Origin of the sequence: Vibrio profundi (assembly GCF_005281835.1) — a bacterium.
GTDB lineage: Bacteria > Pseudomonadota > Gammaproteobacteria > Enterobacterales > Vibrionaceae > Vibrio > Vibrio profundi.
On record NZ_RZIS01000008.1, the window covers coordinates 98387 to 120771 of the forward strand.

General features: G+C 40.0%; 24 protein-coding genes. 11 read left to right on the forward strand and 13 right to left on the reverse strand.

The window, feature by feature from the left end:
- Positions 1–85 precede the first annotated feature (85 nt).
- Positions 86–1249: a nucleotide sugar dehydrogenase gene (locus ELZ11_RS18050; protein ID WP_137358777.1), complete on the reverse strand. Its 1164-nt coding sequence runs from the start codon at positions 1247–1249 to the stop codon at positions 86–88.
- Between the two features lie 142 nt (positions 1250–1391).
- Between ELZ11_RS18050 and rfaD the strand changes: the two genes are divergently transcribed.
- From rfaD to ELZ11_RS18080, 6 genes are all read left to right on the forward strand, one after another.
- Positions 1392–2333 carry an ADP-glyceromanno-heptose 6-epimerase gene (gene rfaD, locus ELZ11_RS18055; RefSeq protein ID WP_137358778.1) on the forward strand — a complete coding sequence of 314 codons (942 nt, stop codon included), beginning with the start codon at positions 1392–1394 and terminating at the stop codon, positions 2331–2333.
- A gap of 170 nt (positions 2334–2503) precedes the next feature.
- Positions 2504–3517 (forward strand): lauroyl-Kdo(2)-lipid IV(A) myristoyltransferase, encoded by a 1014-nt coding sequence (gene lpxM, locus ELZ11_RS18060; protein ID WP_137358779.1) that lies wholly within the window; start codon positions 2504–2506, stop codon positions 3515–3517.
- 12 nt (positions 3518–3529) lie between these two features.
- On the forward strand, positions 3530–4759 hold the full coding sequence (locus tag ELZ11_RS18065) for an O-antigen ligase family protein (protein WP_137358780.1): 1230 nt from the start codon (positions 3530–3532) through the stop codon (positions 4757–4759).
- Between the two features lie 2 nt (positions 4760–4761).
- Positions 4762–5817, forward strand: a complete 1056-nt coding sequence (gene waaF, locus ELZ11_RS18070) for a lipopolysaccharide heptosyltransferase II (RefSeq protein ID WP_167494717.1) — start codon at positions 4762–4764, stop codon at positions 5815–5817.
- Entirely contained in the window at positions 5811–7076 is a 1266-nt protein-coding gene (gene waaA, locus ELZ11_RS18075; RefSeq protein WP_137358782.1) for a lipid IV(A) 3-deoxy-D-manno-octulosonic acid transferase, read from the forward strand. Before waaF ends, waaA begins: the two co-directional genes overlap by 7 nt.
- 1 nt (position 7077) lies before the next feature.
- The gene (locus ELZ11_RS18080; RefSeq protein WP_137358783.1) at positions 7078–8064 is read left to right on the forward strand and encodes a glycosyltransferase 52 family protein; all 987 of its coding nucleotides are present in this window, start codon (positions 7078–7080) and stop codon (positions 8062–8064) included.
- Here ELZ11_RS18080 and ELZ11_RS18085 read toward each other — a convergent pair.
- The 8 genes from ELZ11_RS18085 to ELZ11_RS18120 are packed head-to-tail and all read right to left on the reverse strand — an operon-like array spanning position 8057 to position 16128.
- Positions 8057–8749, reverse strand: a complete 693-nt coding sequence (locus ELZ11_RS18085; protein ID WP_137358784.1) for an acylneuraminate cytidylyltransferase family protein — start codon at positions 8747–8749, stop codon at positions 8057–8059. The two genes, ELZ11_RS18080 and ELZ11_RS18085, sit on opposite strands and share 8 nt — an antisense overlap.
- A gap of 2 nt (positions 8750–8751) precedes the next feature.
- On the reverse strand, positions 8752–9810 hold the full coding sequence (locus ELZ11_RS18090; RefSeq protein WP_137358785.1) for a nucleotidyltransferase family protein: 1059 nt from the start codon (positions 9808–9810) through the stop codon (positions 8752–8754).
- Positions 9811–9814: 4 nt separating this feature from the next.
- A complete protein-coding gene (gene neuC / locus ELZ11_RS18095) occupies positions 9815–10999 on the reverse strand; it encodes a UDP-N-acetylglucosamine 2-epimerase (protein WP_137358786.1) in 1185 nt (394 codons plus the stop codon).
- Entirely contained in the window at positions 10999–12000 is a 1002-nt protein-coding gene (gene neuB, locus ELZ11_RS18100) for an N-acetylneuraminate synthase (protein WP_137358787.1), read from the reverse strand. The genes neuC and neuB overlap by 1 nt, the downstream gene beginning before the upstream one ends.
- A gap of 8 nt (positions 12001–12008) precedes the next feature.
- A complete protein-coding gene (locus ELZ11_RS18105) occupies positions 12009–13001 on the reverse strand; it encodes a GNAT family N-acetyltransferase (protein WP_137358893.1) in 993 nt (330 codons plus the stop codon).
- A complete protein-coding gene (locus ELZ11_RS18110) occupies positions 13001–14152 on the reverse strand; it encodes a LegC family aminotransferase (RefSeq protein WP_167494718.1) in 1152 nt (383 codons plus the stop codon). Before ELZ11_RS18110 ends, ELZ11_RS18105 begins: the two co-directional genes overlap by 1 nt.
- A gap of 12 nt (positions 14153–14164) precedes the next feature.
- The gene (locus ELZ11_RS18115; protein WP_137358789.1) at positions 14165–15355 is read right to left on the reverse strand and encodes a UDP-N-acetylglucosamine 4,6-dehydratase; all 1191 of its coding nucleotides are present in this window, start codon (positions 15353–15355) and stop codon (positions 14165–14167) included.
- A 59-nt stretch (positions 15356–15414) separates the two neighbouring features.
- Complete coding sequence (locus ELZ11_RS18120; RefSeq protein WP_137358790.1) at positions 15415–16128, reverse strand: 3-deoxy-D-manno-octulosonic acid kinase; 714 nt, start codon at positions 16126–16128, stop codon at positions 15415–15417.
- A 93-nt stretch (positions 16129–16221) separates the two neighbouring features.
- Here ELZ11_RS18120 and ELZ11_RS18125 point away from each other — a divergent pair, with 93 nt between their 5' ends.
- The 5 genes from ELZ11_RS18125 to ELZ11_RS18145 all read left to right on the forward strand — a co-directional run bounded on the left by ELZ11_RS18125 (position 16222) and on the right by ELZ11_RS18145 (position 20342).
- Complete coding sequence (locus ELZ11_RS18125) at positions 16222–17268, forward strand: glycosyltransferase family 9 protein (RefSeq protein ID WP_137358791.1); 1047 nt, start codon at positions 16222–16224, stop codon at positions 17266–17268.
- Between the two features lie 106 nt (positions 17269–17374).
- Complete coding sequence (locus ELZ11_RS18130) at positions 17375–18151, forward strand: glycosyltransferase family 2 protein (RefSeq protein WP_137358792.1); 777 nt, start codon at positions 17375–17377, stop codon at positions 18149–18151.
- Positions 18141–18941: a glycosyltransferase family 2 protein gene (locus ELZ11_RS18135; RefSeq protein WP_137358793.1), complete on the forward strand. Its 801-nt coding sequence runs from the start codon at positions 18141–18143 to the stop codon at positions 18939–18941. The genes ELZ11_RS18130 and ELZ11_RS18135 overlap by 11 nt, the downstream gene beginning before the upstream one ends.
- Positions 18934–19416, forward strand: a complete 483-nt coding sequence (gene coaD, locus ELZ11_RS18140; protein WP_137358794.1) for a pantetheine-phosphate adenylyltransferase — start codon at positions 18934–18936, stop codon at positions 19414–19416. The genes ELZ11_RS18135 and coaD overlap by 8 nt, the downstream gene beginning before the upstream one ends.
- Positions 19413–20342 carry a glycosyl transferase family 90 gene (locus tag ELZ11_RS18145; protein ID WP_137358795.1) on the forward strand — a complete coding sequence of 310 codons (930 nt, stop codon included), beginning with the start codon at positions 19413–19415 and terminating at the stop codon, positions 20340–20342. Before coaD ends, ELZ11_RS18145 begins: the two co-directional genes overlap by 4 nt.
- A gap of 19 nt (positions 20343–20361) precedes the next feature.
- On the opposite strand, the gene mutM is transcribed toward ELZ11_RS18145, so the two are convergent.
- The 4 genes from mutM to rpmB form a co-directional block, all read right to left on the reverse strand.
- Positions 20362–21171, reverse strand: coding sequence for a bifunctional DNA-formamidopyrimidine glycosylase/DNA-(apurinic or apyrimidinic site) lyase (gene mutM / locus ELZ11_RS18150; protein WP_137358796.1), 810 nt, complete (start codon positions 21169–21171; stop codon positions 20362–20364).
- Between the two features lie 46 nt (positions 21172–21217).
- The gene (locus tag ELZ11_RS18155; RefSeq protein WP_137358797.1) at positions 21218–21685 is read right to left on the reverse strand and encodes a hypothetical protein; all 468 of its coding nucleotides are present in this window, start codon (positions 21683–21685) and stop codon (positions 21218–21220) included.
- A gap of 150 nt (positions 21686–21835) precedes the next feature.
- Complete coding sequence (gene rpmG, locus ELZ11_RS18160; protein ID WP_002535344.1) at positions 21836–22003, reverse strand: 50S ribosomal protein L33; 168 nt, start codon at positions 22001–22003, stop codon at positions 21836–21838.
- A 13-nt stretch (positions 22004–22016) separates the two neighbouring features.
- Positions 22017–22253 carry a 50S ribosomal protein L28 gene (gene rpmB, locus ELZ11_RS18165; RefSeq protein ID WP_004728407.1) on the reverse strand — a complete coding sequence of 79 codons (237 nt, stop codon included), beginning with the start codon at positions 22251–22253 and terminating at the stop codon, positions 22017–22019.
- Positions 22254–22385: the final 132 nt, after the last annotated feature.

Below are 22385 nucleotides of genomic sequence, written 5' to 3' on the forward strand. Positions count from 1 at the left end.
TTTAGCAACCTAGTATATCGGCTCTAAACGGATAGATCGAGTAAGTCAACGCTGGTCTGTTGAGCTAAAACTTACACTTGCATAATCAGTCACTGCCAAATAAATCTCGGGTATAAACTTTACTTTCAACATCAGAAAGATCTTCAACCATACGATTCGACACAATGACGTCAGATACAGTTTTGAAGTCAGCTAAGTCTTGATAGACTTTTGAGTTAAAGAAGTATTCTTCTTCAAGCACAGGCTCGTATACCACCACTTCAATACCTTTCGCTTTTAAACGCTTCATAATCCCTTGAATCGAAGAGGCGCGGAAATTATCGGATCCTGCCTTCATAATAAGTCGGTAAATACCTACCACTTTAGGAGATCGTTTCAAAATCGACTCGGCAACGAAATCTTTACGAGTTCGGTTTGCATCCACAATCGCACCCACTATGTTATTAGGAACATCTTGGTAATTAGCGAGCAACTGCTTAGTGTCTTTTGGTAAACAATAGCCGCCGTAACCAAACGAAGGGTTGTTGTAATGATTACCAATACGCGGATCTAAGCCGACTCCTTCAATAATCTGACGAGAATCCAGCCCATGTGCTTCTGCGTAAGAATCAAGTTCATTGAAATACGCAACGCGCATAGCAAGATAAGTATTAGAAAATAGCTTAACCGCCTCCGCTTCCGTTGAGTTAGTAAATAACACTTCTATGTCTGATTTTTCGGCACCTTGAACCAACAAATCTGCAAACACTTTTGCACGCTCGGACTGCTCACCAACAATGATTCGAGATGGATGCAAGTTATCATAGAGCGCTTTTCCTTCGCGTAAAAATTCAGGCGAAAAGATAATGTTGTCACATTCGAACTGTTTCTTCACTTTCTCTGTATAACCCACAGGAACCGTTGACTTAATAATCATTGTTGCATCAGGGTTTACACGCAGCACATCCTCAATGACGGATTCAACAGAGCTGGTGTTAAAATAATTGGTTTTGGGATCATAATCCGTAGGTGTTGCTATGATTACAAAGTCCGCGTCTTTATAAGTGGATTTATCGACCGTCGCACTAAAATTCAATAACTTACTTGAAAGAAAGTGTTCAATTTCTTCATCTGCAATAGGAGCAATTCCTTTGTTCAGAAGTTCCACTTTTTTTTCAACAATGTCTACGGCCACAACTGTATTATGTTGTGCTAATAACATAGCGTTTGAAAGCCCAACGTAACCGGTCCCAGCAATCGAAATCTTCATTAGCTTGCCTCGAAAATCATAGATTTAGTTAATAAATTGACCTAGCCATCATACTCTTGCCTGTCAATTATTCCACTAGCTCCGGTTATCTTTTCCTTGCTATACTCCCTTTAACTAAATTATCAAAATGAGCTAAGTAATTATGATCATCGTAACTGGTGGAGCTGGCATGATTGGCAGCAATATTGTTAAAGCACTCAATGAAGCCGGATATAATGATATCCTAGTCGTGGATAACCTAAAAAACGGTAAAAAGTTTAAAAACCTTGTCGACTTAGATATCACCGATTACATGGATCGCGATGATTTCTTAACTCAGGTAATGGCTGGCGACGATTTCGGCCCTATTGATGCGATTTTCCATGAAGGAGCTTGCTCTGCGACGACAGAGTGGGATGGAAAATACATGATGCTCAATAACTATGAGTACTCTAAAGAATTACTTCATTACAGCGTTGAACGCCAGATCCCTTTCTTGTATGCCTCATCAGCTGCAACTTATGGCGAAACTGATACTTTTATCGAAGAAAAAGAGTACGAAGGCGCACTTAATGTCTACGGCTATTCAAAGCAACAGTTCGATAACTATGTTCGCCGATTACAAGAAGAGGCAGCAGCACACAATGAGACTCTCTCTCAAATCACCGGTTTCCGTTATTTTAATGTTTATGGACCACGTGAAGAACATAAAGGTAGCATGGCCTCTGTAGCCTTCCACCTAAACAACCAAATGAACGCGGGAGAAAACCCAAAACTGTTCGCAGGCAGTGAAACGTTTAAGCGTGATTTCGTCTATGTCGGCGATGTGGCAGCCATCAATTTATGGTTCCTAGAAAATGGCGTTTCCGGTATCTATAACCTAGGTACAGGCAATGCTGAATCTTTCGAAGAAGTCGCTAATGCGGTTATCAAGCACCACGGCAAAGGTACTATCGAAACGATCCCATTTCCGGACCATTTGAAAGGTGCATATCAAGAGTTTACTCAAGCAGATTTAACCAAGCTTCGTGCTACAGGTTGTGATTACCAGTTTAAAACGGTTGCCGAAGGTGTCACTCTATACATGAAAATTATTAACACATAGAATCAAGCAAAATATAGGAGGGAGGCATTGTACTTCTCTTTCGCCTCATTTTAACTATCGACATGAAGCTTCACGCGATAAGTAAATACTCTATGTTCTTCTAATTTAAGTAATAACCCGCTAAGTTGAATGTAGTAAAGCTAAGTAAAATTTAAGGTTAGTGATTTCAAATGACAAGTCAACGTGATGATTTTGATCCAAAAGCTTACAACCCTAGCTTTCGATGGTCTTTCCTGTTCCCTAAATTTTGGGGGACATGGCTCGCTGTTATATTTGCTCTACCACTAGCTTTGCTTCCATTACGTTTTCATCGGTGGCTAGCACGCATTATTGCTTTAAAGCTATCTAAATCGAAAAAAGGCCCGGCTCATAGAGCCCGAGTTAATTTTGAACTATGCTTTCCCAACCTCAGTTTTGAGGATCGCGAGCAGCTAATCTATAAAACATTATATACTGCCAGTGTATTTATATTACGCTTTAGCTTACTTACCTTAAGGTCAAAATCTTGGTTACACAATCAGTGTGGCTTCATAGGGAAGGAAAATCTGCTCAAACATATAGAGAATGGGGAAAATGTTATATTATTAGTTCCACACTCTTGGGCGATTGATATCCCTGCTGTAATGCTTGCGTCAATGGGACTACCAGTTTCAGCGATGGCAAAAAAGCAAAAAAACCCTGTGTCTGATTGGCTAATGCATCGTCAAAGAGTTCAGTATGGCGGCCGAGTATATGAACGTTCAGGAGGGATAAAACCCTTTATAAAATCCGTGAAAGATGGATATCTAGGCTACTACCTCCCCGATCAGGACCATGGATTAGAACTAAGTGAGTTTGTCAGTTTTTTTAATGCTACAAAAGCCACACTGCCAGGGTTAAGTAAGCTGGCTAAACTATCTAGAGCTAAAATTGTTCCGCTATTCGCGTCTATTGACCCAGAGACAGGCAAGTACTCATTAGAGATCTTACCTGAGCTTGAATTGCAAAGTGAAGATCGCGCAGATGCGAGAGTAATGAATAAAACTATTGAGGCATTTGTTGCACCGAAACCTGAGCAATATATGTGGGTATTACAATTACTGTATACACAAAAAGACGGAGTGAACTTCTACAACCTTTTTAAGCCTCGTTATAACAACGATTGGAAAGCAGTCTCCAATAATTACACTAACCATAGTAAATAAGAAACATCAGACATGACAATATTCAGTAATAATCGTTATATAATCAGCTCACTTGTTTCCGGGATATTTTTTTCATGTTTACTATTTACCGGTTCAAGTTACAAAATAGCAGCAATACCACTGCTACTAGTAGCTTTATTTTCATTACCATGGACAGTTCGTTATAGGGTTACCTCAGAAACAGGGTTGACGATTTTTGCACTACTGGGCTACTTCCTAATCACAGCACTATCTCTACTCATTTATGGTGGTGATTTAGGGCAATTAGATATGCCCAGTAGAGTCATACTAGCTGCCATAGTTATACTGTATGTTACTCATACTCCGCCATCTATAGACATTGTATTTTACTTTATTTGCCTCGGTGCTAGCCTCGCGGGGGTAATGGCTATATATCATTATCTAACTGTAGGAGGACGTGCTTTTTATGGCAATGGGTATATGGTAATTCAAGCGGGAGGCATAGCCTCTTCACTTGCGTTATTGTCTATAGTAGCTGTCATTTATGCTAAACATATTGATGACCGAGTATTAGTGGCTGTATCTACAGTTAGTGCCATCCTAGGGTTACTTGCAACTTTCCTTACTGGTGCACGAGGATCCTGGGTGTTAATTCCTGTAATCATTGTTTCCTTATCCTATATTTATAGGCATTATTTTTCTTTTCGCTCTAAAGCTATCGCTATTCTATCGGCGACCATAATAATTGCGTTATCATACTCAACTATAGAGCCTAGAATAAGCTCAATGCTTTCTGACATACATAGTTATCAAAATAATAACTCAAAAACTTCTTCCGGCTTTCGCCTAGAAATGTGGAAGTCAGCAGCCTACTCAGCGATAGACAAACCTATATTTGGTCAAGGTTTTGATGGGGTAAAAAACGCTAAAAAGGAGCAAGTAGAAAAAGGTTTGGTAGACAAAAGTGTCCTAGATTATAAACGTGCACATAATCAATTTTTTGAAGAACTTCAAACAAAAGGGCTAACTGGCCTAATTACCATGTTTGCTTTCTTTGGCGTGCCAGCGTACTTCTTATGGAAAAAGATCAAACAGTCTCCCTCTCGAGATGATAATTATTTTTTTGCTGTTGCAGGAGTTGTCCATATAGTATCAGTAGTTGGTTTTAGCTTGACTCAACATTACCTGGCACATCATTCAGGAATCCTGTTTTATTCAATAGGCACCGCTATATTTTTTGGTGCTGCATATTCAAAAAATAACAAGCAAAAGACCACATAATCATGAAAATTCTCATAATAGGGCCTTCTTGGGTTGGTGATATGGTTATGTCACAACCACTTTATACTGTACTAAAAAAGCAATACCCTGAGGTCATCATTGATGTAATTGCACCTGGGTGGTGTAAGCCAATTTTGGATAGAATGCCAGAAGTCAATCAAGCTATTGAAATGCCTATTGGTCATGGTGAATTCAATTTATCAACTCGACGTTCAATCGGCCTTAAGTTGAGAGAAGCGCAGTACGATCAAGCCATTGTCCTGCCTAAATCGGCAAAATCAGCTCTCATCCCATGGTTCGCCAACATCCCAAAACGAACGGGTTGGAAAGGTGAAATGAGATATGGTTTGCTAAATGATATACGACCAAACATGAAGTCTTTTCAATTCATGGTTGAAAGGTATGTTGCATTGGCGCACCCAAAAAAGCAAATGATTGACTCTTCATCACTAGGTGGTATTACATCCATCCCTCACCCATCACTTACCGTCGAGACAAAATCACAATCACAGGCTATTAATAAGTTTCGATTGACTGCGGAAAAGAATACGATAGGCCTTTGTCCCGGAGCTGAGTTTGGCCCAGCCAAAAAATGGCCTGAAACACACTATGCAGAAGTTGCAACTGCAATGAGCAAGATGAACAAACAAATCTGGTTATTTGGCTCAAAAAAAGATGTTGAAACCTGTAACAATATTAAGAATTTGGTTCCAGAAGAGCTACGCCAAAATATTCATGTACTAGCAGGTCAAACTAGTCTTATTGAAGCTGTAGACTTACTTGGGGCATGTCAGACTGTGGTCGCGAATGATTCAGGCTTAATGCATGTTGCTGCAGCGGTTGGTTGCAAGGTCGTTGCGGTTTACGGGTCAACATCACCCAAGTACACTCCACCTTTGACCGAGGAAGTTGAAATCGTACACACTGATATTGACTGTAGACCATGTTTTAAACGTGAATGTGAATTTCAACACCTCAAATGCTTAACAGAATTATCTCCACAACTTGTGCTTGAGCGCATTCAAAAACTAGAAGCAATTGCAGTAAGCCCATGTTAATTCGATCTCTGTATACTATTGTACTGTTCCTTGTATCCCCAATACTTTTATTTGGACTTTACCGTTCTAAACCAAACAAACCGAAATTTGGAAAACGTTGGAAGGAGCATTTCGGGTTAATAGATGAACTTAACTCAAAAGAGCAACCTATCTGGATTCATGCGGTATCAGTTGGTGAATGTATTGCCGCTACCCCGCTAATAAAGGCATTAAAAGACCAAAATGCCACTCAGCCCATTTTAGTTACAACAACAACAAGCACTGGCGCAGAACAAATTGCAAAGCTGGGCAATCTTGTCGAACATCGATATATGCCAATAGACTTTGGCTTTGCTATACGAGCCTTTTTAAAAGCTGCCCAACCTTGCAAGATGTTAATAATAGAGACTGAACTTTGGCCAAATACGCTCTACGAAGTGAAAAAGCGGGGTATACCTATCACGGTAGTAAATGCACGATTATCCCAAAAGTCTCGCGATAACTACGCCAGGTTCAAGCCCATTTTCAACATCATTGAACCGTGCCTAACTCAGGTACTGTGTCAGCACCAGACTGATGCTGAGAATTTTCAGTCCTTAGATGTGGCGGGGAATAAGTTAAAAGTCACCGGCTCAATTAAGTTTGATATTGAAGTCCCAGAGCAATCAAAGTTGTTTGGTATAGAACTACGTCAGAAACTTGGGGGGGATCGTCCTATCTGGATTGCAGCTAGCACTCATAAAGGGGAAGACATTATAGCCCTGAATGCACACAAACAAGTTTTGGAACATAATCCCGATGCTATACTTATACTAGTGCCACGGCACCCCGAAAGGTTTAATGATGTGTTTGACTTATGTGAAAATGAAGGGTTTAAAACAACTAGGCGGACGACAGCAGCTCCATTAGAAAAAAATATACAAGTATTTTTAGGTGACACAATTGGTGAAATGATAACCTTTCTAGCCGCTAGCGATGTTTGCTTCATGGGAGGGAGTTTAGTTGGCAAAGAGGTTGGAGGGCATAATGTTTTGGAACCGGCCGCTTTAGGGATTCCGATAATCACAGGGCCAAGCTATTATAACTTTTCATTTATTGTTGAAGCCCTAACTGATATTAATGCCATTCAAGTATCAACTTCAAACAGTTTGGGAAGCGATATCTGTAGCCTGATAGATACGCATAAGGAGCGCAATAATCAATCCCAAAAACTGCTTAAGTTTATGGCCGAAAATAGCGGCTCGTTAGATAAAACAATCACATTCGTTAATGAGTATTAGCATGAATCTTTTCTTAGTGACATCGCCATTGCAATATATCTGTGCTATTGAAGCTAAAGAGCACTTAAACTGTCGAAATAACATCCTCATTCTGATGAACCAGAATAGTACTCATGGGTTAACTCAGCAAAGAAAAATCGTCAATAAAGAGGACTGGGCTCATGTTATTGAGATCGAACGAGGGAATAGAAGCTTTGTTTTCCCTCGGGTAATAAAAGAAGTTAAAAGGCTTCTTGGAGCTAAAATTCTGTCACACTTTTTTTATGCTGAATATAATGCTTGGTGGACTAAACTACTTATTCGTAATCTTCCAATCGACAAAGAAGTTTACTTTGATGATGGAACATTGACACTTCTTGAATACCCAAAATTCATATTAAGCGAAAGTGAATTCTATCGACCTCGATTAATTCAAGACTTCGTCGTTCGTTGTAATGGTAGCAAACCAGTGGGTCGGCTAGCACAATCTAAGAACCTAGAAATATTTACCATATTTGATTTAAAGCCAGGGAAATTTACTATACATAAAAACTCTCTAGTAAACTTGAAGAGTAAGTATGGACACCCAGTTTTATACGATGAGAATGCTCCAATAGGTTTTATTGGCCAAGGTGCAATTGGTGACAAAAACCAAAAAACCATCGATGAATATTTATCTGAGATATTAAGCATTTCTCATAAAGCGAAAAAAGAAGTCCTCTACTTTCCCCATAGAACAGAAAAAAAACCAGTCCGAGATGCGTTAATAAAGTCAGGAAAAATAAAGTATCATTGTAGTGAATACCCTTTAGAAATAGAGCTTATCGACAAAAGGATAAAGCTATCATCACTTGTTGGAACATTCTCCACTGTTATGTTCTCATGTCGACTTCTTTATCCTGAGATGCCAATCTTCTCTATATCTAATAGCTATCCTGATAAGGACTTTGAATCGGAGTTAAAAAAACAAATGCTAAGTAATAATATACAAGAGTTTGTACCTAAATAGCTCTTTTCATAAAAAACTGAGCCAATTCAAAGTCAAACTCAGTATCAATATCAAATGAAACTTCATTGCTCATTTCAAATGCATAAGACTCGGACGTGTAACGAATCTCATTATATTCACGGAGCTTTTTCACATCGAAAATGTAAATAGCTCCGTTAATTCGATAATATTGACTAATATCTTGAGACCTAACTAGCGCTTCGGATCTGATAAAGCTTCCCATGGAGTTATCCTTAGGCAAAGTATTAGACCAAAGAGGAGGATGCTCACAGGGTGTCACAGATACAACCGAGAATGCATTTTTTTTGATGAAGAACTCTAACGCTTCGTCAATATGCTTGGCATTTCGTAATGGGGATGTAGGTTGCAGTAATACTACGATATCAACATCAGGCGCAAATTTATCTAAGCTATAAAGCAAAACATCTTCTGTCTTTGCTATATCTGAAGCTAATTCTGTGGGCCTAAGCTCAGGCAATTCTACCTCGAGTTCGCAGGCAATAGACGCTATTTCTTTATCATCAGTGCTGACAAAAACACGATCTACATATTGGCTCTGTATACCAGCCTCTATAGTCCAATTAATGAGTGGTTTACCCGCTAAAGGAAGCACATTCTTTCGAGGTAAACGTTTACTTCCACCTCTAGCAGGAATTAATGCCATGATCTTTTTATTATTTAACATCGTTACATCCCCAAGGCATGAATATCAGCTTGCGCTCTATTAAAATCATCCATACGTCCTATATCCAGCCAATACTCATGAATAGGAAACATCAGTACTTTTTCTCTTTCTTTCATATGCTGTTCTAAGAGAGTTGGCATATCAATATTATAATTTTTGGGAACTGATTTTATAATTTGAGGAGAAACTACGTAAATACCAGCATTAACAAAAAATCGTTGGACAGGCTTTTCAACCATACTCGTAATTTTATTGCCTTCTCCACTAATTACACCGTAAGGAATTTGATAGTCATACTCTCGAACACACATAGTTGCATCAGCATCATTTTCTAGATGAAATTCGAGTAAACGCTTAAAGTCCACTTTGGTTAACACATCACCATTAATCATGATAATAGGTAAGTCTTGAGGCATATCATCAGGGAGTAACCCCAAAGCTCCTCCGGTACCTAGAGGCTGATCCTCGTGGATATATTGAATAGATACCCCATATTCCTCTCCGTTCCGAAAGTGCGCTCTGATCTGCTCTGGCATGTAATGTGTTGATATATAAAAGTTTACAAAACCGGATTTTATGAAACTTCGTATCACAGTTTCTAAAATAGGCTTATCACCTATTTTGAGCATCGGTTTAGGGCAAGTATCAGTTAAAGGACGTAGACGAGTTCCAAATCCTCCAGCCATAATAAAAACAGGGTTATCAACCTCAGGGTGGCTAAGTGCATGTTGAAGAGTCTCTAAACCAACAACAACTCCGTTATCATCAACTAACGGTATTGATAAAATCTCTTTAGACTCCATGACTGAAATCAACTTATCGCAAGGTGTCCCTAATTTTGCGACAGTAGGCTGCTTATTCATTACCTCAACAACTTCTGTTGTTAAAGGAAGATTTTCTAGCAGACCTCTTCGTATATCGCCATCGGTCAACACACCTAATAGCTTCTCCTCTTCATCGACTACGACAGCGATTCTCAATGCTTCTGTATTAATCACTTTCAGGGCTTCGATCAACGTTGTTGATGGCTGAATTAGAATTTTTTCCCAACTATGGCTCATATGATTACCTAGAGTTACTTTTACTCGTTATATCTATGTCGTAAAACTTTTTGCGATTAAGAGCTTTTAAATCTAAAGATTTGATAATATCGATAACCTTACCAGAACTATTTCCGTCACCATACGGGTTCTTTACATTAGCTAATCGCATAGTAAAGTCATCAGAATATACTTTATTTAGAGCCACTAAGAGCTCGTCCGTACTCGCATTAATATTAATCGTGTTCTCAGCGATGACGCGGCCTTTCTGCCTATCACCAATATTAATTGTCGCCGTTTTAAATGACGGGACTTCCCAAATTCCACTCGAAGAATTGCCAACAACAGCATCCACAAATTGTAATGCTGATAAATAACGAAGCTGCCCAAGAGAAGAAAAAACAATGGCTTTATCTTTGTTTTGATCGCAATACTCATCAATTAGTTGATTTACAGCTCTCCCGCCAACATCAGCATTAGATTTAGTAAATATAATGAGCGTATTATCTTGGCGATCAAATGCCGATAGTATCGCTTTAAACTCCGAAATAGTTTCTTCTACAGAATTTGAAGTGACGGGATGATAGGTAAAGAGCAAGTTGTGCTTCTTCAGCTGTCGGCCAATAGAGTCTTCAAATTCGCGTTTATCCAGTAACTTCATACTTAGGAGGTTATCTAAGCCGATCTCTCCGACAGTAAAGACAGCACTAGGCTGCTCTCCCATTTGAATGACTCGATTAGAATATTCTTCCATTGCGGTAAAATGAACATTTGCAAGCTTTGTCACCGCATGACGAATTTGATCATCTACAGCTCCTTCCGTAAGCTCACCACCACTTATATGAGCAACTGGAATACGAGCAATATTAGCAGCGGAGACAATGGGAAGTAATTCATACCGATCACCAACAATAATCAGAATATCAGGCTCGAGCTCCTCAAATGCTTCTGCAAAACTGATTTGAGCCAGACCCATCGCTTTACTCACACCGACAGGAGAATCAGAAGATAATAGTATCTCGATTTTTTTAATCACTTTAAAGCCATCATCTTCAATTTGGCTTTGCGTATACCCAAATTCATGTGACAGATGACTACCAGTTGATATCAGTTGAAGCTCTAGCTCAGGGTCTTTTTGGACTTCACCCAACAAACATCTCAATGCGCCATACTCGGCCCTTGTGGCCGTAACTACACATACCTTACGCATCAGATCAGTTCCCCGGCTTGATAATCCTTTTTCGCAATAGAATTGACAACTTCATCCCATCTGGCTGGAGAAATTCCGTTACCCGGACGCTTGATTTCAAGCATATCAGCAGTGATAACTTGACCAGCTGGAATCACTTTGCTTGCAATAATGCTCTTTCTCACGATATCTCGGTTCGCTTGTTCCGTTTTAGTTGGAACTTTCCAGCCCGATCCCATCGCTTTTTCAATATTACGGATTGATTTAACCATATCAGTCAGCTCTTGTGGCTCTAAACTCGCTTTATGATCGGGCCCTTCCATAGTGTTATCTAGTGTGAAGTGCTTTTCGATAACCTTTGCTCCCATTGCCACGGCTGCAACGGGAATTTCGATGCCTAAAGTATGATCAGAGTATCCGACTGTAATACCCGGAAAGGCCTTTTCTATCGTTAACATCGCCGTCAAATTAACATCTCCTGGCGCGGTCGGGTAATCTGTCGTTGCATGCAAGACCGTAATGTCACTTAGAGTTAAGCCTGCATCAATTAGAGTCACGATCGCATGTTCAACTTCATGCAAGTACCCCATTCCAGTAGAAAGAATTACGGGCTTTTTAAAACCAGCAATATGACGTAGGAACGGCGTATTCGTTAACTCCCCAGAGCCGATTTTAATAACGTCTTGCAGAGCATCAAGGAACGTTGCGCTCTGTTCTTCATCTGGTGTAGACATAAAAGTAATCGCTTTTGAGTCACAGTAAACCTTCAAATCTGAAAAATCATCGTAGCTAAGCTCTAAACGCTTCAGCATCTCAAACTGTGTCTCTTCTCGCTGAGTATTCTCTACTTGATACTCGGCCATTTGTGCATCTTCCGTAACCAGCAGCTCTGTTTTCCATGTTTGGAATTTTACAGCGTCAACGCCAGCTTCTACGGCTGCATCAATCAATTTCTTTGCTAGCTCAAAGTCACCATTATGGTTTACACCCGCTTCTGCGATGATAAAAGTCTTGTTTGTCATGGTTACCTCTAAGCTCGGTATAATTGAAATAGTTTTGGAGGGCTTACATCTTTATGTTGTTCAGCCCATATTTGATTCAGCATTTGACGTTTTTCAGGAAGAAAGTCTAAGCCCGCAATATAGAATGGCATCGTAAGTGGTGAGAACTTCGACTTAAACTTAAACAAGCTGTCATCAGGAGAAGACGTTCTACCACCACCTAGCATCATATAACGGCAGCCCTTTCTTTTGGCATGTTCAAAAGCGGCATCAAGCAGCAGGTAGTTACCATTTTCTTTTGCTAACGATTGGTTGTTCGCCGACAAATGATAGTGAGCTAATTCTTTCCCGCACATAAAAAAGCCGATAGAGGTGAAAGTACTCTCTTTCTTCGTTGCTAGTAAGTCGACTCCTTCCAGAACGCTCAGAGCATTAAAATAATCTTCTTGGAAATAAAAAAAGTCACTTGCAGAGTTTTTCTGCATCGTTTCGTAATACATTTCCGTAAAGCTGGAAAGCTCGACTGATCCCGTCTCTATTGTGAGTTTTCTCTCAGCCTTTTTTATTATATTTCTTGTCGTTTTTGAATATAACTTCCGTCGTTCTTCGGTGCTTTTTTCCAAATCGACAATGACCACTTGCCTTTCTGGTACGTTCATGTCGAAAAGCGAGGCTATATTCCCCAAAGAGTTAAATGGATGAAAACGGATAAATTCACATACTATATTTTGCTCTTTACAGAAATCTCTGTAGGCACCAAAAGCGCGACATAAAAACTGCTCATCTAATGAGTTCGAAACTGGACCACCGTAACCATATGGAGTCTCTAAATCATATAACTCTTCGTCAATTTCTTTGCCTGAAACACTTTTGATACGGCGTTTTAGAGCACAAAACTGCACATTGGAATCACCTTCTTTATACTTAAATTCAAAGTGTTCACCTTCACCTTCATACAACGCGGAATATCCTCGTTGGTAATAGATATCCGAGGGTAAATCTCTAATTGTAATATCAGTCATCATCTAGCTCGAAGTATTGGAGTACTAGGCAAATTAATTAGGTGCGCCTCAATAAACTCTGAACACGTTAGCTCACCACGTATTGCATTCTCAAACATAGGTAATCTGTGCATGAGCTGCCAAATAGGTCGAGTCATCACGCCTGAACCATTTGTGTCTTTAAGTACCTCTTCGCGACTTTCTTTATCCGGACAAATGATTGCATTTAGCCAATAGTTTGACTTCGCATACTCAGGCTCAGTGACAAAGTTAAAATTTGTACCTTTGAAGAAGTTATTATAGCCTTCTGCAAGCAATCTCTTTTGCTTCAAATACTGCTCGATAACTTCCATCTGAGCACATCCTAGAGCTGCATTCAGGTTTGGCATACGATAGTTGAAGCCAGGTTCATCATGGAAGAACTCATACGGATGAGGAACTTTTGCTGTCGTCGTGACATGCTTAGTACGCGCACCTAATTCTTGAGTCTTACATAACACCATGCCACCACCGCCTGTGGTGATGATCTTATTACCATTGAAGCTGACAGCACCAAAATCGCCAATAGTACCGGTGTGTTTGCCCTTATAGAACGAGCCTAGACTTTCTGCGGCATCTTCAACCAACGTGATGTTCCACTTCAAGCAAACGGCAACTAGTTCATCAAGCTCTACAGGGTGACCAAACGTATGCATTGGTACGACTGCTTTGATTCTTCTGCCTGTTTTTTTATGAATACACCCCACATCTGTGACTTCAGCATTATCTTCTAAAAATGCATCCACAGCTTTAGGGCACAATCCTAAACTCACTGGAGATACATCCAGAAAAACAGGCTCAGCCCCCATATGATAAAGAGCGTTGCAGGTTGCAACAAAAGTCAAAGCTTGCGTAATAACCAGGTCACCTCTTTGCACATCAGCCATATACAATGCAGCATGTAATGCTGCAGTACCATTCACTGTCGCTACTGCTTTGGCGGTACCAGTGTAAGCTTCAATTTTTTTCTCAAAATCATCAACAAACTTACCGACGCTGGAAACAAATGTACTTTCAATCGTTTCCATTACGTACGCTTTTTCGTTGCCATCAAACGTTGGTGCATGTAGGGGAATAAATTCGTCTGTTTTGTAAGTATCTCTCACAAATTCAACAATAGATTTCGCTTTCATTGAATACTCCACTTACATCTTGCTATCGAGGTATTTACCCGTCTCTTTGTGCCCAAAATCAGGGATCATGGTAAAGAACAGCTTCACAATCTGCTCTTTAGTCCAAGCTCGCTCACCTTTCATCTCAGAGATGCTGTTTTCAAACAAAGTAAGAAGATCTTGCTCATAAAGAGGTTCATTTTTGATGATGCCCAGATTTTCGAATCGAGACATATCCAGCTCTTCTTTGTCTGTAAAAAACTCTTCGAAGTCTTTTTCACCCGTTGTATCACTTGCAGTAAACAAACATGGCCACTTGCCCTGCTCTGGAAGCGTGTGTGCAAGTTGGCGAGCCTCTTCTTCTGTTTCACATAGGTGAGGTTCAAAACCAAGTTGCTCTAAGTACTTCACCGCAATATCTGCAAACGAAATAAGATGTAGAGCTTCACTCAGTTTCGGGAAGAAAATGTCACGGTTTTCGCCAAAGATACAAGACATTAAACATAGTTCTCCCGACTCTTGAGGAGTAACAAAGTAACGCTTGATGTCGTTTGGGGCCACGATAGGTTGACGCTTTTGGATACGTTGATTAAATCCGTGAAGTAGCGAGCCATCAGAGAATGCCACATTTGCAAATCGAGCAGTTGAGATTGCTATTTGCTCGCTTTTACGCATCAGGAACATTTCCATAATACGTTTGGATGCTCCCATCATATTGACTGGGTTTGCAGCTTTATCTGTTGAAACACAGAAGTACTTTTTCGCACCAGCATTAATAGATTGCTGGATCGTCTTGTCGGTATTAAAAACATTCACATCGATCATGCGCATCAGTGTATAAGGATCTTTTTCACTTCTAACATGCTTAAGCGCAGATAGGTTTAATACATAATCAAACTTACCATCGGCTTTGATGAATGCGTCGTACTCTAAAGAACCAATGTCCAAAGCAAATGTTTGGAAGTCACCATCAATATAACCAAATGAGCTACGGATATCTCGAACAAGCTCTACCATATTGTTTTCACTAATATCGACAACATGTAGCTTCTTAGGGTTACGTTTGAAAATTTCTTTGGTAACGGCTTGACCAATTGAGCCCGCGCCGCCCAGAACAAGGAAACTGGATTCCGCAACGATTTGTGACAACTCAGATTCATTACTAGAGATATCTCGCGGAAAAAGAGATTCGGAACGACCTATAAGGGGGAGAATGGAATTCATATTAATATCTATACTCTAATAATTTGTAATCTAAGTCATGCGTGCAAGGAAAATCGCAACTAACCATCTAGATTGATCTCATCGTTAGTCATGTAATTAAAGTCAGCTTTATTCCAAAAGATACCGTGTTTCACACGCTCCTTTTCGAAAGATCTTCTCAGTCTGACCCAATTACTTTGTTTCCAAGCATCACCTTGTTGTTGATAGCATTTATCAAAATCAATAATCCAAACCTTGCCAACATCATCAATTAGAATATTATGGATATTCAGGTCAGTATGATTTACTTGCGCAGCATGCATTTTGCGAATCTCATCACCGATTTTCTGATACATGGTTTTCGTTAATGGCTTATCTTTAAGAATAGCAACAAGATCACGAGCATTTGCCACCTTTTCACTTAACAAATCCGCTCTATAAGTGAAACCATTTTTTATTATACGAGCAGCAATCGGCTTTGGTACGTGAACATTAGCAGCTCGAAGGTAATCAAGAAGTACCCACTCTTGAAAACTTCTAGTCTTTTCCTCTCCACGAAACAAATAGCTATCTTCAATGAGTTTACTAAACAATCCACCACGTCGGTAGTGCCGTAGTGCGGCTTGAGTTGACTCCAACTGAACAAACCAAGTAGTACCTCGTCCAGAGGCACTGCCAATGATGCGATGTTTGTCTCGCCAAAAGCCAGCATCAAACGCAAACTGCACTTGCTTTTCATCAATCACGGTTTGGTCAAACCAAATAACTTGATTGTCTAGTCTGAGTGTTTGCATAAGAAGGGTACCAATTTCAATAGATGGTTTTATTTTACATTCCTAGGTCTCAACTGCATAATTCTTATTAATCATATCGATAGAGTTTGCTATATGTCTTTATTCAAATCCGCCCCAAAATCCCTTTGCATATTGCGCCTTTCCGCAATTGGCGATGTATGTAATAGCATTGCAGCGGTTCAGTCGATTCAGCAATACTGGCCACAAACAAAGATAACTTGGATAACAGGCAAGCTTGAGTCTCAACTACTTCAATCGATAGACAACGTAGAAGTCATAGTGTTCGACAAAAAAGCAGGGATAAAAGGCTATATTCAACTCTGGAAATCTTTGAAAGGACGTAAATTTGATGCTCTCCTACATATGCAATATGCCCTTAGAGCAAGCGTCGCTACTCTAGGTATCAATGCCGAGTACAAATTAGGGTTTGATGCCAAGCGTTGCCAAGACTTTCAGAATTTTTTCACTAATACAAAAGTCGAGTCACCAACAACAATGCATGTACTTGATGGCTTGATGGCTTTTGCTCACACTTTAGGAGTACCCAAAATTCACCCGACCTGGGCTTTAAACTGTACAGAAGCGGACAAAATATGGGCGCAAGAACAACTATCTAACTCAAATAAGAACCTAGTTATTGTTCCAGCTGCGAGTAAAGGGTACAAGAATTGGACACGACAAGGGTATGTTGATGTTATCGAGCACGCTCATCTGTCAGGCTGGCACGTTACATTGGCAGGAAGCCCAGCAAAGATTGAAGTCGAATTAGCTCAAGATATTGAAAAGAGTTTAAGCTCACCTTGTCAAAACCTCGTTGGAAAAAGCAACCTGTTACAAATGCTAGCTCTCATTGACAAAGCTACCATAGTGATCGCACCAGATACCGGGCCTACTCATATGGCTAATGCTATGCGCACCCCCATTATTGGTTTATATGCACATCACAACCCAGAAAGAACAGGCCCATACAACTATCAAGAGTATGTGGTTTCAGCGTATCAAGAGGCGATTAAAGCTGAACATGATAAATCGCCAGAACAACTGCCGTGGCGAACTCGAGTAAAAGATCCCCTTGCAATGCAAAGGATATCAAGTAAGCAAGTAATTGAGATGTTTGAACGCGTAGTAAAGGAACTTTGAGGTATCGTGGTATTCCAAAAGTCGTACCATAATTTTGCTTCCCAGCTACGTATTGTTAACTCCATCTTACTGTATAATTATATACCCCCTTAAACAGGTAATTATTGTGACCAAACCAACCCTTTCAGTTGCACTTATTGTAAAAAATGAATCTAAGCACCTTCGAGATTGCTTGAAAACTGTTCACGACTGGGTTAACGAAATTGTTATCCTAGATTCCGGTAGTACAGATAACACTAAAAATATTGCTCTTGAGTACACTGATAAGTTTTTTGTTAATGAAGATTGGCAAGGGTTTGGCACTCAACGTCAAATAGCTCAGCAATATGTAACGTCTGATTTCGTCCTATGGTTAGATGCAGATGAGCGTGTTACTCCAGAGCTAAAAGAAGAAATCATCCTAGCGGTAGAGCAATCCAACCCAAAAACCGCTTATAAAATCAATAGATTAAGCGATGCATTTGGCAAAGTCATTAATTACTCAGGCTGGTCTCCTGACTGGGTAACGAGACTCTATAAAGTAAACGAAGGTCGTTACAACGACTCTCTGGTGCATGAAAAAGTTGTGCTAAATAATGACATTGACGTTCAAAAACTCAATGGACGATTACTACATTTCACCTATGACAACCTTCATCACTACATAAATAAAACAACTGGTTACTTGAAAGCTTGGACGGATGAGCGAGAAGGAAAAAAGAAATCTGGCTTATCAACAGCATTAACGCATGCTTTAGGCTGCTTTATAAAAATGTACATATTAAAACGAGGGTTTTTAGACGGAAAACATGGGTTTATTCTAGCTTGGCTAGCAACTCACTCAACGTTTATCAAATACATCGATTTATACCTACGATCAGAGCAGAAAAAAAATGAAATGTAGCCTAATTATTACGACTTATAACTGGAAAGAAGCATTAAGCGCGGTTTTAAATAGTGTCAAATTACAAAGTGTACTACCAGACGAAGTTATTATTGCCGATGATGGTTCAAAAAGCGACACCGTAGAGTTAATCCAACAATATCAAAGCTCTTTTCCGGTACCTCTTGTTCATTCATGGCACGAAGACTGTGGTTTCCGTTTATCAATGAGTCGAAATCGGGCAATAGCAAAGGCTTGTGGTGATTACATAATAATGATCGACGGCGATATCCTTCTTTCCCCGACATTTATTGAATCACACATCAGAGCAGCTAAAAAACAACAGTTTGTCCAAGGCGGTCGAGCTCTACTCGGCCAAGAAATCAGTAAACAACTAATGCGAAAAAAATCAATACCATCATTTTTTTCCAAAGATATTCGTAATCGTAAAAACTGTATATCAAACCGTTTTCTTGCCGGAGTATTTTCATATATACGAAATAATGACAAGGCAACTCGAGGGTGCAACATGGCATTCTGGAAATCGGATGTCATTGATATAAATGGTTTTAATCAAGACTTTGTTGGATGGGGCAGAGAGGACAGTGAATTTGTACACCGCATGCTCAACACTGGCATTAATCGTTTGTATTTAAAATTTGCAGGAGTCGGTTATCACCTTTATCACCCTGAGAATTCCCGGGGCTCTTTACCAGAAAACGATGCAATACTTGAGAATACAATTAATCAAAAACTTACCTTTTGTAAAAATGGTATCAATCAGTTTATAAGTGAGAAAGGTTGTGACTAATAAAGTTATTTACCCTGGCACATTTGATCCAATTACTAACGGTCACTTAGACATCATTGAACGCGCTGCAAAAATGTTTGACGAAGTTGTTATAGGTGTCGCTGCCAGTCCCTCAAAAAAAACCATGTTTAGCTTGCCTGAACGGGTAGAACTCATTGAACAAGCCACTTCTCACATAAAAAACACTTCAGTCGCTGGGTTTAGCGGGTTGTTGGTCGATTTTGCCAAAGTTCAAGACGCATCTATCTTAATTAGAGGTTTAAGAACTACCGTAGACTTCGAATACGAGTTTGGTTTAACTAGCATGTATAGGAAGCTCTTACCAGGCATTGAGAGTGTATTCTTAACCCCCTCAGAGGAGTATGCGTTTTTGTCCTCTACAATAGTTCGAGAGGTTGCTATCCATGGCGGCGATGTAAGCCCTTTTGTCCCGAGCACTATCAACCTTGCGATACGAGATAAGGTCGAAAAATGAGCCTTATAAAATTTAAATATTATGTAAGTCACGGGCTGATGTCCATCATCCCGCCTATGGTATTCCGTTACAAAGCTTCCAAGTTGCTTGCTAGCTGGGAGCAAGAAAAACAAGAAAAAGTGATAAGCCGCGTCAATTATTACAATAAGCTATCAAAGCCTTTTGAACTTAATGACGACGTGCAGACTGTCAAGAATTTTAAGAAAACCGGTGGTAATACCTACTACTTCGATTTATTAAAAGTAATCAAAGGCTTTGCTCCTCAAAACCGATTCTCAGTTTTAAATGGTGACATTAGACACATACCTGAACAACCTAGCTTCTTAAAAAGTAGACCAATAGCAGGTGAGAATCAAAACTGTGTGGTTTTAAAACTGAACGCCATTCGTCACTTCCAATTTGTAAACGACACATTAAGCTTCAGAGATAAAAAAGATATGGTGGCGTGGCGAGGTGTTGGTTTCCAACCTCACAGGCAAATAGTCATAAAACAGTTCTATAATCACCCAATGTGCAACTTAGGGCAAACTCGTCCTTATGAAGGACAACCTTGGGAAAAAGGGTATATGTCTATTGAAGAGCAACTTCAATACAAATTTCTTCTAGCAATAGAAGGGAACGACGTGGCTACAAATTTGAAGTGGTCCATGTCATCAAATTCCCTTGTATTAATGTCTAAACCAAAATATGAAACTTGGTTTATGGAAGGCAAACTAAAAGCAGGTCATCACTATGTCGAGTTAAAAGATGATTATTCAGATCTACCGGAAAAAGTTAGTTATTTCATCGCTCACCCAGAAGAAGCAGAAACCATCATAAATAATGCAAATCAATGGGTCGAACAATTTAAAGATGCAAGGCAAGAGCGCCTTATCTCTTTACTTGTTGCTCAAAAATATTTTGAAAAATCGGGGCAAAAACTTTAAATACTTATAGTGCCATTTTCTATACTTGGCACTCTTCGCAATAGAACGTATTGCGCTGCCCGATTTTTAGCTCTTGAATCAACGCTTCGCAATTCGGGCACTTTTCACCTGCTTTACCATAAACTTGCAGCTCCTGCGCAAAGTAGCCCGGCTTACCATCGGCTTGTGCAAAATCTTTAAGCGTCGTTCCACCTTGCTTGATAGCCGTCACGAGTACTTGCTTGATCTCATCGGTTAACAAGATCCATTCAGCTTTGGTTACCTTGTTTGCTACTCGTAACGGGTGGATTTTTGCAGAGAACAAGGCTTCGTTGGCATAGATATTACCAACGCCCACAACCACTTTGTTATCCATAATGAATTGCTTCACCGCGACTTTACGCACTTTAGCTTTTTCAGCAATGTAGTTCGCATTGAAGTCATCAGTAAGAGGTTCAGGCCCAGATCCTTCTAGTACAGTGTGCGACTCACCTGGTGAGCAATAAAGCCACGCGCCAAAGCGTCTCGGGTCGTTGTATCGCAAAACTTTACCATTAGTCAGCTTAAGATCAACGTGATCGTGTTTATCAGCAGGAAAGTCAGCATCAAGAACTCTAAGTGAACCAGACATTCCAAGATGAACAATAGCCGTCCCCTTATCTGTTTCAATCAGCAAATATTTAGCTCGGCGAGAAATAGAGCGAATCACCTCTCCTTCCAAACTCTTTAGTTCTTGAGGAATATCCCAACGCAGTTTAGGAGTACGGAACGTAAGCGATTGAATAGTCTGGCCAACTAAATGTGGACTTATGCCCATTCGGCTAACTTCAACTTCTGGTAACTCAGGCATCAAAGATTCCTAGGTAAGATTAGAGATAAACGGAAATAAAAATAGCTTATTGAGGGAGTAGATAGCCTTCTTCGACCGACACGGCAATCCATTTCCCTTGCCAGTTTTTCAACAGCCAAAACTGAGGAGTTTGATAATACGTCAGCCTGTGCGGCTCTTCTTGATCCACATACCAAACCTCGACCGTGCTTGGATTTTTCAAGCTTGGGCTTAAGTTGTCGTAGGTGTCTTGATCCACTTCGGTTCCAACAATACTTTTCCAGCGTAGCAGCAGTTCCTCAGGGGATATGGAAGTTTCAGGCACTAACGTCCAACCTGAGTCAGTATTTTCTAACGACCATTGAGATGTGTAGAGTGCTTGTAGTTCATTGTTTGGGTTCAACAAATAGGGATTAATTCGATTAGGCTCTTCAATAAGAAAATGCTTGATCAATGTTGGAAGGTTGAGCACCACCATGAAGGCGATCACGCTCAACATTAAAATGTTATTCCATCTGCGACCACGATATCTCATGGGGTATCCTTTCTACTGCCGTCGTTCACCCAAAGTATATCTCGTTATGGGCGTTTGATTCTATCCTCTTCCGTAATACATAAATTGCAGACATAAAAAAACCTAGCTCGAAAGCTAGGTTTTTAACACTGTCTACAAATTAGCAATCAATTACTTGATTTTAGCTTCTTTGTACATAACGTGCTGGCGAACTACTGGATCAAACTTTTTGATCTCAAATTTGCCTGGCATGTTACGCTTGTTCTTGTCAGTTGTGTAGAAGTGACCAGTACCTGCAGAAGATACTAGACGAATTTTCTCACGAATGCCTTTAGCCATTGCTTAATTCCTCTTAAACGTTTTCGCCACGTGCACGAATATCAACAAGAACAGCATCGATGCCTTTCTTATCAATGATACGCATGCCTTTAGCAGTTAGACGTAGTTTAACAAAACGTTTTTCGCTCTCTACCCAGAAACGATGAGTTTGTAGGTTCGGCAGAAAACGACGCTTAGTAGCATTGCGTGCGTGTGAACGGTTGTTACCCGTTACTGGACGCTTACCAGTTACTTGGCATACTCGGGACATGAATGTCTTCTCCAATCGTTTCAGCTCGATATCAACCTTGGTGGCCGAACCTCTCTATCTATTAAGAAAATAGAGGTTAAAAACCGTTATGGAAAATCCATACAAGGCTATCAAAGGTCGCGCATTATACTA